At 61.0% G+C, this 13696-nt stretch carries 8 protein-coding genes; 7 read left to right on the top strand and 1 reads right to left on the bottom strand.

The features are described from left to right. Positions 1 to 51: 51 nt before the first annotated feature. On the bottom strand, positions 52 to 477 hold the full coding sequence (locus tag RS887_RS23975; RefSeq protein WP_322617337.1) for a YciI family protein: 426 nt from the start codon (positions 475 to 477) through the stop codon (positions 52 to 54). Between the two features lie 174 nt (positions 478 to 651). On the opposite strand from RS887_RS23975, the gene RS887_RS23980 reads away from it, so the two are divergent. The 7 genes from RS887_RS23980 (at position 652) to RS887_RS24010 (ending at position 13691) form a co-directional block, all read left to right on the top strand. Further along, on the top strand, positions 652 to 1095 hold the full coding sequence (locus tag RS887_RS23980) for a polyketide cyclase (protein WP_322617338.1): 444 nt from the start codon (positions 652 to 654) through the stop codon (positions 1093 to 1095). Between the two features lie 251 nt (positions 1096 to 1346). Then, the gene (tpx, locus tag RS887_RS23985) at positions 1347 to 1847 is read left to right on the top strand and encodes a thiol peroxidase (RefSeq protein ID WP_007996495.1); all 501 of its coding nucleotides are present in this window, start codon (positions 1347 to 1349) and stop codon (positions 1845 to 1847) included. Between the two features lie 324 nt (positions 1848 to 2171). Continuing rightward, positions 2172 to 3488, top strand: coding sequence for an MdtA/MuxA family multidrug efflux RND transporter periplasmic adaptor subunit (locus RS887_RS23990; RefSeq protein ID WP_322617339.1), 1317 nt, complete (start codon positions 2172 to 2174; stop codon positions 3486 to 3488). Next, positions 3485 to 6589, top strand: coding sequence for an MdtB/MuxB family multidrug efflux RND transporter permease subunit (locus RS887_RS23995; RefSeq protein ID WP_322617340.1), 3105 nt, complete (start codon positions 3485 to 3487; stop codon positions 6587 to 6589). The genes RS887_RS23990 and RS887_RS23995 overlap by 4 nt, the downstream gene beginning before the upstream one ends. Beyond that, positions 6586 to 9693: an efflux RND transporter permease subunit gene (locus RS887_RS24000; protein WP_322617341.1), complete on the top strand. Its 3108-nt coding sequence runs from the start codon at positions 6586 to 6588 to the stop codon at positions 9691 to 9693. Before RS887_RS23995 ends, RS887_RS24000 begins: the two co-directional genes overlap by 4 nt. Next, a complete protein-coding gene (locus RS887_RS24005) occupies positions 9690 to 11171 on the top strand; it encodes an efflux transporter outer membrane subunit (protein WP_322617342.1) in 1482 nt (493 codons plus the stop codon). The genes RS887_RS24000 and RS887_RS24005 overlap by 4 nt, the downstream gene beginning before the upstream one ends. A gap of 402 nt (positions 11172 to 11573) precedes the next feature. Further along, positions 11574 to 13691: a putative bifunctional diguanylate cyclase/phosphodiesterase gene (locus tag RS887_RS24010; protein WP_322617343.1), complete on the top strand. Its 2118-nt coding sequence runs from the start codon at positions 11574 to 11576 to the stop codon at positions 13689 to 13691. The last annotated feature ends 5 nt before the right edge of the window (positions 13692 to 13696 follow it).

Below are 13696 nucleotides of genomic sequence, written 5' to 3' on the forward strand. Positions count from 1 at the left end.
GCATGAACGGCGGGTTTTGCAGGATTCAGATCCTCGGCGTGGATTCGCTAATCAGCATTTCTTCCCCAGACCGAACGCTCGCTCTTCCTGTTCACGTAGTTCCGGGGTGAGCTCGGCGCCAAAATCGTCCAGTTCAAATACCTGGCGAATCTCGATCTCGGCTTCGGTGCCCGGCATCGGGTTGGGGCAGCGCTTGACCCATTCGATGGCTTCTTCCCAGGACTTCACCTGCCAGAGCCAGTAACCGGCGATCAGTTCCTTGGTTTCCGCGAAGGGGCCATCGATGACTGTGCGTTTGTCGCCGCTGAAGCGCACACGGGCGCCTTTGCTGCTGGGATGCAGACCTTCACCGGCGAGGAGGACGCCGGCCTTGGCCAGTTCCTCGTTGTAGTTGCCCATGGCGGTCAGCAGTTCCTGGCTGGGCATTACGCCGGCTTCGGAATCCTGGCTGGCTTTGATGATAATCATGAATCGCATGGCTTTTCTCCATTGTGGTAAGTGAGTTACTTGATAGTCGAATGATTGGCGTCTGAATCGACAATCCTTTAACAAAAAAACCGCAATAAATTTTGGGATACCCCAAAGGGATGCATGGGGCTTTAGTGAGATGGTAGCCTGCGGGTCCCCCCGGCCAATGGATTGCCACTGCTCATGCCTGTCCTGGAACTCACGACTCTCATTCCCAACCGCACACCAGCACAAGTCCTCGACTTCTGCCTCGAAGGCGTGAATTTCCCGAAAATCTTCCCCGAACGTATCACACCGCTGGGCGATGTCGACTTGAGTAACTTGCGAATAGAGGTGGGGCGCGAGTTTCGTTTTCGGCACTGGATGTTCAATATCATTCCGTCGAACTGGATGGTGGTCATACGGGAGGTGGGCGATGCTCATTTCATCGATGAAATGCTCAGCGGGCCGATGCGCGCCTTTCGTCATGAACATCGGGTCGCGGCGGGAGAGGGCGGTACGCTATACACCGATCGGGTGACCTATTCGGCGATTGGCGGCGCGCCAATGGAGTGGTTGCTGGTCAATGGCTACATGCGACGGATTTTCGAGGCGCGCCATCGCAATATGTTGCGGTTGCTCAAATAACACCGCTGTCCCTGTTCGAGCGGGCTTGCTCGCGAGCGCGATCTGTCAGTCACGGCGATGTTGAATGGGCTGCCGCATTCGCGGGCAAGCCCGCTCCCACAGGGTCTTGTGGTGTATGGGAGGGCACATGTATCCAATTTTGTGTGCTGATACATGACAATTTATGTTTGACCATAGGTCGTCGGACAATTTCGTGGTTAACTTCGGCCTCGTCAAAATTCTCTACAACAACGTTCAGAAGGACTCCGTTCATGGCTCAAGTCACTCTTAAAGGCAATCCGGTTCAAGTCAACGGCCAACTGCCACAAGCCGGTTCCAAGGCGCCAGCCTTTTCCCTGGTTGCCGGCAATCTGTCCGACGTCACCCTGAAGGACTTTGCCGGCAAGCGCAAAGTGCTGAACATCTTCCCAAGCATTGACACCCCGACCTGCGCCACCTCCGTGCGCCAGTTCAACGCCAAGGCCGGCAGCGTCGACAATACTGTCGTGCTGTGCATCTCCGCTGACCTGCCGTTCGCCCAGGCGCGTTTCTGCGGTGCCGAAGGCCTGGAAAACGTACAGAACCTGTCGACCCTGCGCGGTGCCGAGTTCATCCAGAACTACGGCGTGGCCATCGCAGACGGCCCGCTCAAAGGCCTGACCGCCCGTGCTGTGGTGGTGCTGGACGAAAATGACAACGTACTGCACAGCGAACTGGTTGGCGAAATCGCTGACGAGCCGAATTACGAAGCGGCACTTGCCGTTCTGAAGTAAGTAAGCAGCTTTACAATTGTTAACACCCCCGCTGTCAAAAATGCTGTTCAGTTAAAGACTTGTAGGAGCGAGCTTGCTCGCGATGGATTCAAGAGCGCTGCGTTTAGTCAGTAAACACGCGGCATCGTTAACGACCATCGCGAGCACGCTCGCTCCTACATTGAGCAGCATTACCCTCTGTCCAGGCCGTTTTCATTTGTGATTCAGTGTCTTGGATAAAACACCTGTAACGTAAGCCGAAGGTAAATTGCCGGTAAAGGCGCTTTGCTTAAGCCCCGCCAGTGCTTATCGTTCAGCCTCATGTAAAAAAAGCCCACGCGCCCAATGGTTGATCACTCAATGCAATCCTCCGCTTCCCGTAGTCCCCGTCGCTGGCTGTTTGGCCTGCTTGTCCTGTTGGTCATCGCCGCCTTGTGCTGGAAATTCTGGCCCGGCAGCGCTGCACCCAAAGAGGCAGCGGGGCAGAAAGCCGTCGCCGGGCATACTGGCCGGTCGGGGGGGATGCGTCCGGGGTTCGGCGGGGCGTCCGGGCCGGTACCGGTGCGAGTGGCGCCGGCAGTCATCGGTGACTTCCCGCTGTATTTCAAGGCGCTGGGCACGGTCACGGCACTCAACACCATCAATGTCCGCAGCCGCGTCGGCGGAGAGCTGGTCAAGATTTATTTCGAAGAAGGGCAGATGGTCAAGGCGGGCGATCTGCTGGCTGAAATCGACCCGCGCCCTTACCAGAACGCCTTGCTTCAGGCCGAAGGTACCTTGCTGCAGAATCAGGCGCAGCTGAAAAACGCCCAGGTCGACGTCGAGCGCTATCGCGGCCTGTACCGCGAAGACAGTATTGCCAAACAGACCCTGGACACCGCCGAAGCGCTGGTCGGTCAGTTCCAGGGCACGGTCAAGACCAATCAGGCCGCGGTCAACGACGCCAGGCTCAACCTCGAATTCACCAGGATCCGCGCACCGATCACCGGTCGCGTCGGCCTGCGTCAACTGGACGTCGGCAACCTGGTCGCCGCCAACGACACCACCGCGTTGGCGATCATCACCCAGACCCAGCCGATCAGCGTGGCCTTCACTCTCCCGGAAAACAGCCTCGACACAGTGCTTGCCCGTTATCGCAGCGGGGCCAGATTGCCGGCTGAAGCCTGGGATCGCGGTGATACCAAACTGCAAGCCACTGGCGTGTTGCAGAGCCTGGATAACCAGATTGACGTCACCACCGGCACCCTGAAATTCAAGGCCCGCTACGAGAACCGCGATCAGTCGCTGTTCCCCAACCAGTTCGTCAATGTGCGCCTGTTGGCCGACACCCTCAAAGGCGTAGTGCTCGCGCCTTCCGCCGCGATCCAGTTCGGTACCAACGGCACGTTCGTCTATGCCCTGGACGGTGACAAGAAGGTCAAGATCCGTCAGTTGAAAGTCGGCGCCAGCGATGGCCTGAACACCGTGGTCACCGAAGGCCTGTCGGCGGGTGACCGGGTTGTGCTGGAAGGTACCGACCGCCTGAAGGACGGCAGTGACGTGGAGGTGGTCAACGACAGTCAGGATGTGCCGGCCACACCGGGCGAACACCTGCAAGGCAAGTCGGCGGCCGACGCGGCTGAGCCCGCGACCACCGACAAGGCGAAAAAGGGCGGCGCATGAATCTCTCGCGGCTGTTCATCCTTCGCCCGGTAGCCACCACGCTGAGCATGCTGGCCATTATCCTGGCCGGAGTCATCGCTTATCGGTTGCTGCCGGTTTCGGCGCTGCCTCAGGTCGATTACCCGACCATTCGCGTCATGACCTTGTATCCCGGTGCAAGCCCGGACGTCATGACCAGTGCGGTGACCGCGCCGCTTGAACGGCAGTTCGGGCAAATGCCCGGCCTGACGCAAATGGCCTCGACCAGTTCGGGTGGTGCCTCGGTGCTGACCCTGCGTTTCAGCCTGGACATCAACATGGACGTCGCCGAGCAACAGGTGCAAGCCGCGATCAACGCCGCCACCAACCTGTTGCCCAAGGACTTGCCGGCACCGCCGGTGTACAACAAGGTCAACCCGGCAGATACACCGGTGCTGACGCTGGCCATCACCTCCAAAACCATGTTGCTGCCCAAACTCAATGATCTGGTCGATACGCGCATGGCGCAGAAAATCGCCCAGATCAGCGGTGTCGGCATGGTCAGCATTGCCGGCGGCCAGCGCCAGGCCGTGCGGATCAAGGTCAACCCCGAGGCCCTGGCGGCCAACGGCTTGAACCTGTCGGATGTGCGCACGCTGATCGGCGCTTCCAACGTCAACCAGCCCAAGGGTAACTTCGACGGCCCGACCCGGGTCTCGATGCTCGATGCCAACGATCAGCTGACATCGCCCAAGGACTACGCCAACCTGATTCTGGCCTACGCCAATGGCGCGCCGTTGCGGCTCAAGGACGTTGCGGAAATTGTCGACGGCGCGGAGAACGAGCGACTCGCTGCGTGGGCCAACGAGAACCAGGCGGTACTGCTGAACATCCAGCGCCAGCCCGGCGCCAACGTGATCGAGGTGGTGGACCGGATCAAGGCCCTGCTGCCGAGCATCACCGATAACCTGCCGGCCGGCCTCGACGTGGTGGTGCTGACCGACCGCACCCAGACCATCCGCGCCTCGGTCAAGGACGTGCAGCACGAATTGCTGATCGCCATCGCCCTGGTGGTCATGGTCACCTTCCTGTTTCTGCGTCGCGCCAGCGCCACGATCATTCCGTCAGTGGCCGTGCCGCTGTCGCTGATCGGTACGTTCGGCGTGATGTACCTGGCAGGGTTCTCGGTCAATAACCTGACCCTGATGGCCCTGACCATCGCCACCGGTTTCGTGGTGGACGATGCGATCGTCATGCTGGAGAACATTGCGCGTTTCATCGAGGAGGGCGACAGCCCGCTGAACGCGGCGCTCAAAGGCGCCAAACAGATCGGGTTCACCCTGATCTCCCTGACGTTGTCGCTGATCGCCGTGCTGATCCCGCTGCTGTTCATGGCGGATGTGGTCGGGCGGTTGTTCCGCGAGTTCGCCATCACCCTGGCGGTGGCAATCCTGATTTCCCTGGTCGTTTCCCTGACCCTGACCCCGATGATGTGCGCACGCTTGCTCAAGCGTGAACCCAAGGAAGCCGAGCAGGGCCGTTTCTACCGTGCCAGCGGCGCGTTCATCGACTGGATGATCGCCGCCTACGGGCGCAAGTTGCAGTGGGTGCTCAAGCACCAGCCGCTGACCCTGATGGTGGCCATTGGCACTTTGGCGCTGACGGTATTCCTGTATATGGTGGTGCCCAAGGGCTTCTTCCCGGTGCAGGACACCGGCGTTATCCAGGGCATTTCCGAAGCGCCGCAATCGATATCCTTCGCGGCCATGAGCGAGCGTCAGCAGGAACTGGCCAAGGTGATTCTGGCCGACCCGGCCGTCGAGAGCCTGTCCTCCTACATTGGCGTGGATGGCGACAACTCGACCCTCAACAGCGGTCGGTTGCTGATCAACCTCAAGTCACACCACGACCGTGACCTGAGCGCCACGCAAGTGATTGCCCGCCTGCAACCGGAGTTGGACAAACTGGTGGGCATCCGTCTGTTCATGCAGCCGGTGCAGGACCTGACCATTGAAGACCGGGTCAGCCGCACGCAGTACCAGTTCAGCATGTCGTCGCCGGATTCGGAGTTGCTGAGCCTGTGGAGCGGGCGTCTGGTCGAAGCCTTGGCCGACCGGCCGGAACTGACCGACGTGGCCAGCGATTTGCAGGACAAGGGCTTGCAGGTCTATCTGGTGATCGACCGCGATGCGGCGTCGCGGGTCGGGGTGTCGGTGTCGAACATCACCGATGCGCTGTACGACGCCTTCGGCCAGCGGCAGATATCCACCATCTACACCCAGGCCAGCCAGTACCGTGTGGTGCTGCAATCGCAGTCCGGCGAGAAGCTCGGCCCGCAGGCGCTGGAGCAGATTCACGTCAAGACCACCGATGGCGGCCAGGTGCGATTGTCCAGCCTGGCGCATATCGAAGAGCGCCAGGCGCAACTGGCGATCACCCACATCGGCCAGTTCCCGGCGGTGATGATGTCGTTCAACCTGGCACCCGGCGTGGCGCTGGGGCATGCGGTGCAGATCATCGAACAGGTGCAGAAGGACATCGGCATGCCGATTGGCGTGCAGACACAGTTCCAGGGCGCGGCGCAGGCGTTCCAGGCTTCGTTGTCGAGCACGTTGCTGCTGATTCTGGCGGCGGTGGTGACCATGTACATCGTGCTGGGGGTGCTCTACGAGAGCTACATCCACCCGATCACCATTCTGTCGACCTTGCCTTCGGCGGCGGTGGGCGCCTTGCTGGCGTTGATCCTCAGCGGCAACGACCTGGGCATGATCGCGATCATCGGCATCATTCTGCTGATCGGCATCGTGAAGAAGAACGCGATCATGATGATCGACTTCGCCCTCGACGCCGAGCGCAATCAGGGCATGGACCCGCAGACGGCGATCTATCAGGCGGCTTTGCTGCGTTTCCGGCCGATCCTGATGACCACCCTGGCGGCTTTGTTCGGTGCCGTGCCGCTGATGCTGGCCACCGGATCCGGCGCGGAACTGCGCCAGCCGCTGGGTCTGGTGATGGTTGGCGGCCTGTTGCTGAGCCAGATTCTGACGCTGTTCACCACGCCTGTGATCTACCTCTACTTCGACCGTCTCGGTCGGCGCTGGGGCCGCAAGCCTGAGTCCGTGGAAGCGGTAGAGCAGCCATGAACCTTTCGGGACCTTTCATCAAGCGCCCGGTGGCGACCATGCTGCTGAGCCTGGCCATCATGTTGCTGGGCGGCGTGAGTTTCGGTTTGCTGCCCGTATCGCCGCTGCCGCAAATGGACTTTCCGGTGATCGTGGTCCAGGCCAGCCTGCCCGGGGCCAGCCCCGAGGTGATGGCGTCGACGGTGGCCACACCGCTGGAGCGTTCCTTCGGCGCCATCGCCGGGATCAACACCATGAGCAGCCGGTCCAGCCAGGGCTCGACCCGGGTGATCCTGCAGTTCGATCTGGACCGTGACATCAATGGTGCGGCGCGGGAAGTGCAGGCGGCCATCAATGCCTCGCGCAACCTGTTGCCGAGCGGGATGCGCAGCATGCCGACCTACAAGAAGGTCAATCCGTCCCAGGCGCCGATCATGGTGCTGTCGCTGACGTCGGATGTGCTGGAAAAAGGCCAGCTCTATGACCTGGCCTCGACGATTCTGTCCCAGAGCCTGTCCCAGGTGCAGGGCGTCGGCGAGGTGCAGATCGGCGGCAGTTCTCTGCCGGCGGTACGTATCGAGCTCGAACCGCAGTCGCTGAACCAGTACGGCGTGGCCCTGGACGATGTGCGCAACACCATCGCCAATGCCAACGTGCGCCGGCCCAAGGGCTCGGTGGAAGACGATCAACGGCTGTGGCAGGTCCAGGCCAACGACCAGTTGGAAAAGGCCAGGGACTACGAGTCGCTGATCATCCACTACAACGGCGGCGCGGCCCTGCGCCTGAAGGATGTGGCGAAGGTCAGCGATGGCGTCGAGGACCGTTACAACAGCGGTTTCTTCAACGACGACGCAGCGGTGCTGCTGGTGATCAACCGCCAGGCCGGCGCCAACATCATCGAGACGGTCAACGAGATCAAGGCCCAGCTGCCGGCGTTGCAGGCGGTGTTGCCGGCCAGCGTCAAGCTGAACCTGGCCATGGACCGCTCGCCCGTCATCAAGGCCACGCTGCACGAAGCGGAAATGACCCTGCTGATCGCCGTGGCACTGGTGATTCTGGTGGTGTTCCTGTTCCTCGGTAACTTGCGCGCCTCGTTGATCCCGACCCTGGCGGTGCCGGTGTCGCTGGTCGGCACCTTTGCCGTGATGTACCTCTACGGCTTTTCGTTGAACAACCTGTCGCTGATGGCGCTGATTCTGGCCACCGGGTTGGTGGTGGACGATGCCATCGTGGTGCTGGAGAACATCTCCCGGCACATCGACAAAGGCGTACGGCCGATGAGGGCCGCGTACCTCGGAGCCCAGGAAGTCGGTTTTACCTTGCTGTCGATGAACGTATCGCTGGTGGCGGTGTTCCTGTCGATCCTGTTCATGGGCGGGATCATTGAAAGCCTGTTCCGCGAATTCTCCATCACCCTGGCGGCGGCCATCGTGGTCTCGCTGCTGGTCTCGCTGACCCTGACCCCGATGCTCTGCGCACGCTGGCTCAAGCCGCATACGCCCGGACAGGAGAACCGCCTGCAACGCTGGAGTCAACGGACCAACGACTGGATGGTCGGCAAATACGCCACCAGTCTCGACTGGGTGCTGCGCCACAAGCGCCTGACCTTGCTCAGCCTGTTCGTGACAATTGGTGTGAACATTGCGCTGTATATTGTTGTTCCTAAAACGTTTTTGCCGCAACAGGATACCGGCCAACTGATCGGTTTCGTACGCGGCGACGACGGCCTGTCGTTCAGTGTGATGCAGCCGAAGATGGAGATTTTCCGCCGGGCCGTGTTGAAGGATGAGGCGGTAGAAAGCGTCGCCGGGTTCATTGGCGGCTCCAACGGTACCAACAACGCCTTCATGCTGGTGCGCCTGAAGCCGATCAAGGAACGCAACATATCCGCGCAGAAAGTCATCGAGCGCCTGCGCAAGGAAATGCCCAAGGTGCCTGGCGCTCAACTGATGCTCATGGCGGACCAGGACCTGCAATTCGGTGGCGGCCGTGAGCAGACCACCTCGCAATACTCGTACATCCTGCAAAGCGGAGATCTCGGGGCGTTGCGCGAGTGGTATCCGAAAGTCGTCACTGCGCTCAGGGCCTTGCCGGAGCTGACGGCGATCGATGCACGGGAGGGCCGGGGCGCCCGGCAAGTGACCCTGATCGTCGACCGTGACCAGGCCAAGCGCCTGGGTGTCGACATGGACATGGTCACGGCGGTGCTGAACAACGCCTACAGCCAGCGGCAGATTTCGACCATCTACGACAGCCTCAACCAGTATCAGGTGGTGATGGAGGTCAACCCGAAGTACGCACAGGACCCGATCACCCTCAAGCAGGTCCAGGTGATCACCGCTGACGGCGCGCGGATCCCGCTGTCGACCATCGCCCATTACGAAAACAGCCTGGAGAACGATCGGGTCAGCCACGAAGGCCAGTTTGCTTCGGAAAGCATTGCCTTCGACATGGCCGAAGGCGTGACCGTGGAGCAGGGCGGTGCCGCCATCGAGCGGGCGATTGCCAAGGTCGGCCTGCCGGAAGACGTGATCGCGAAAATGGCCGGTACAGCCGACGCTTTCGCCGCGACTCAAAAAAGTCAGCCGTGGATGATTCTGGGGGCGCTGGTGGCGGTGTATCTGGTGCTGGGTGTGCTGTACGAAAGCTACATTCATCCGCTGACCATCCTGTCCACCCTGCCGTCGGCCGGGGTCGGCGCGTTGCTGTCGATCTATGTGCTGGGCGGCGAGTTCAGCCTGATTTCCTTGCTGGGGCTGTTTCTGTTGATCGGTGTGGTGAAGAAAAACGCCATTCTGATGATCGACCTGGCGTTGCAACTGGAGCGTCAACAGGGCATGGCACCGCTGGAGTCGATTCGCAACGCCTGCCTGCAACGTTTGCGACCTATCCTGATGACCACCCTGGCGGCGATCCTCGGTGCCTTGCCGTTGTTGCTGAGCCGCGCCGAAGGGGCGGAAATGCGCCAGCCGCTGGGCCTGACCATCATTGGCGGGCTGATCTTCAGCCAGGTGCTGACGCTTTACACCACCCCGGTGGTTTACCTCTATCTCGACAAACTGCGCCATCGCTTCAATAAATGGCGTGGGGTGCGTACCGATGCTGCTCTGGAAACTCCGCTATGACTGAACGTTCGCTTTTCAACCTGGCTGCACCGCTGATCGCGGCTCGAGGCTCGCGTCTGTTGAGCCTGTCACTGTATGTGGCGATGCTAAGTGCCTGCGCCGTCGGCCCGGATTACCAGCGCCCGCAAACCGCAGAGCCGGCACAGTACAAGGCGGCGCAAGGCTGGCGCCAGGCCAACCTGAGCGATGCCCTGGCGCGCGGCGCGTGGTGGGAGCTGTATGGCGACCGGCAGCTCAATGGCCTGATCGAAAAACTCAACAGCTCCAACCAGACCGTCGCCCAGTCCGAAGCCCAGTATCGTCAGGCCCAGGCCTTGGTACGCAGCGCTCGCGGGGCGTTTTTTCCGACGGTCGACCTGAACGTCAGCAAGAACCGTTCAAGCCAGGGCACCGGCAGCAGCAGTTCCAGCCTGAGCAGTTCGTCCAGCGGTATTCGCAACACCTACTCTGCCCAGGCGGGCGTCAGTTGGGAGGCGGATGTATGGGGCAAGCTGCGCCGCGGCCTCGAAGCCGATACCGCGAATGCCCAGGCCAGCTTTGCCGACCTGGCGGCGATGCGCCTGAGCCAGCAGTCGGAACTGGTGCAGAATTACCTGCAATTGCGCGTGATCGATGGCCAGAAGCGCCTGCTCCAGGACACGGTCGAGGCTTATCAGCGATCGTTGAAGATGACCGAGAACCAGTACCGTGCCGGCGTATCCGGCAAGGACGCGGTGGCCCAGGCCCAGACTCAGCTCAAGAGCACCGAAGCGGACATGGTCGACCTGATCTGGCAACGCGCCCAGTTCGAGAACGCCATCGCTGTGCTGATCGGCTTGCCGCCAGCGGAATTCAGCCTGGCGGAAAGCCAGGACATTCCGCAGTTGCCGCAAGTACCGCCGGCGCTGCCTTCGCAGTTGCTGGAGCGACGCCCGGACATTGCTTCCGCCGAGCGCTCGGTGATAGCCGCCAACGCCAACATCGGTGTGGCCAAGGCCGCCTATTACCCTGACCTGACATTGAACATGAACGGCGGTTACAGCAGCAGCACCTATGCCAACTGGATCAGCCTGCCGAACCGCTTCTGGTCGGTCGGGCCGCAATTGGCCATGACCCTGTTCGACGGCGGACAGCGCTCGGCGGAAGTCGACCGCAGTGAGGCGGCCTATGACGAGACGGTGGCCAAGTACCGCCAGACCGTGCTGGATGGATTCCGCGAGGTGGAAAACTTCCTGGTGCAGCTCAAGGTGCTTGAGGACGAAGCCGTTGTGCGCCAGCAGGCACTGGACGCCGCCCGTGAATCGTTGCGCCTGACCCAGAACCAGTACAAGGCCGGTTTGATCGCGTACATCGATGTGGTGGTGACCCAGGCAGCGGCACTGAGCAATGAGCGCAGCAACCTGGACCTGTTGCAAAGCCGCCTGATTGCCAGCGTGCAATTGATTGCCGCGTTGGGCGGTGGCTGGGATGGGCAGCTACAAGTGAGCGATAGCCAATAACCCAGACTGGAGGAGCAGGGTGCTAGCTGCGGCGAGGGGGCTTGCTTGTGGCGAGGGAGCTTGCTCCCGTTCGAGCGCGAAGCGCTCGCAAAACTGCCGACCGTGATCCTCTGAATGGCCTCGGGGGCAGGTTTCGGGGCCGCTCCGCAGCCCGGCGGGAGCAAGCTCCCTCGCCACAATGAGTGCTTCGCCATTGACGCAACGTGTCTGGCACGGCCATTTCGGCCTCAAGTCCGGCTTCTTTCAAGCTTAATGTAAAACCTGAAAACAAGCGTTTCATCGGACTGATGGCCTTTTGCTAATTTTGTGAGTGCGTTCTCAATCGGAATCAGTACAATCGCCGCATTTGCCCCCCCCAGCGAGAATCAATACCATTAAAGGGGGTATTCGCGAGAAGTCTCCATGCTCATCGGTAGCTATTCCCCCACCCTGGTCATCATTTCCCTCTGCGTAGCGATTCTCGCGTCCTATACCGCACTCGACCTGACCGGACGCATTGCCACCGCCAAAGGCCGCGCCGTGCATTTGTGGACCGCGGGCGGGGCCATTGCCATGGGTATCGGCATCTGGTCGATGCACTTTATCGGCATGCTCGCGTTCAAGTTGCCGATCGACCTGGGGTACGACGCCGCGATCACCCTGTTGTCGCTGCTGATCGGAGTACTCTCCAGCGGTTTTGCGCTGTGGCTGGTCAGTCAACCGCAATTGCCGGCCTGGCAACTGGCCTTTGGCGCGCTGGTCATGGGCGCGGGCATCAGCGCGATGCACTACACCGGCATGGCCGCCATGCGCATGCAACCGGGTATCGACTACGATCCGACACTGTTCGGCGCCTCGCTTCTGATCGCGGTCGGTGCGTCGGGCGCGGCATTGTGGATTGCATTCCATTTGCGCCAGCACACGCCTTATGTCCGTCTGATCCGTGGCGGGGCCGCCGTGATCATGGGCATCGCCATCGTCGGCATGCACTACACCGGGATGGCCGCCGCACGCTTTGCCGATGGCAGTTTTTGCGGGGCGGCGGTCAATGGCCTGACCGGCAATGGCCTGGACAACCTGGTGCTGGTCACCACGCTGGCGGTGCTGAGCATTGCCTTGCTGACCTCGATCCTCGATGCACGCCTGGAAGCCCGCACCGCGAGCCTGGCCCAGTCACTGACCGAGGCCAACCGGGAACTGACCCAACTGGCCCTGCACGACACCCTGACCGGGTTGCCGAACCGGATGCTGCTCGCCGATCGTATCGATCAGGCGATGTCGCGGGTCCGGGAAGAGGGTGGCTGCTTTGCCCTGATGTTCATCGATCTGGACGGTTTCAAGCCGGTCAACGATGCCTTTGGCCACCACATGGGCGATTTGCTGTTGCGCGAAGTGGCTCATCGCCTGCGCGAAGACTTGCGTAGCCAGGACACCCTGGCGCGGATCGGCGGCGATGAGTTCGTGTTGCTGGTGCAATTGAGCGAACAGATTGACGCCTTGAACCTGGCGGCCCGTCAGGTCGGGTTGATTGCGGGTGTGTTCCGGGTTGCCGAACATGATTTGCACATTTCTGCCAGCGTCGGCATTGCGCTCTACCCGGGTAATGGGCAGTCCGCCGATGAATTGCTGATGAACGCCGACGCGGCGATGTATCACGCCAAGGGTGCGGGTAAAAACGGCTACAGCTTTTTCGATGCCTCGATGAACAGCAATGCCCGCAAACAGCTGCAATTGCTGCAGGACTTGCGCAATGCCGTGGAACATCAGGAGTTCAGCCTGCATTACCAGCCCAAGTTCGATGCTGCCGATGGCCGACCGGTGGGCGCCGAAGCTTTGCTGCGCTGGGAGCACCCGACGCACGGGATGCTGTTGCCGGACAAATTCATCGAGCTGGCGGAAAAAACCGGGCTGATCATTCCGATCGGCGAGTGGGTACTCAACGAAGCGTGCCGGCAGATGCGCGAGTGGTACGTGCTGGGCTACACCGATTGGCGCATCGCGGTGAACCTTTCGGCCATTCAGTTTTGCCATTCCGGGCTGGTCCAGAGCGTCGCCAAGGCCCTGGCGACTCATCATTTGCCGGCCAACAGCCTGACCCTGGAAATCACTGAAACCACTGCCATGAGTGATGCCGATGCGAGCATGACAGTGCTTCAGGAACTGTCGGAAATGGGCGTCGACCTGTCCATCGACGATTTTGGCACTGGCTATTCGAGTCTGATGTACCTCAAGCGCCTGCCGGCCAACGAGCTGAAGATCGACCGCGGTTTTGTCCGCGACCTGGAGCACGACAGCGATGACGCCGCCATCGTTTCAGCCATCGTGGCCCTCGGCCAGGCGCTGGGGTTGCGCATCGTCGCCGAAGGTGTGGAGACGGGTGTGCAGCAGGATTTCCTGACGAAGCTCGGTTGCGATTCGTTGCAGGGTTACCTGCTGGGGCATCCGTTGCCGGCTGCGGGTTTCATGGTGGAAATCCATCGCGGGGAGCAATTGGTCGAGCAGTTGAAAGCCAGTGCCGAGCGCGAAATGTCGATGACATGACAGCT

It is taken from the genome of Pseudomonas sp. BIC9C (genome assembly GCF_034541995.1).
GTDB lineage: Bacteria > Pseudomonadota > Gammaproteobacteria > Pseudomonadales > Pseudomonadaceae > Aquipseudomonas > Aquipseudomonas fluorescens_CC.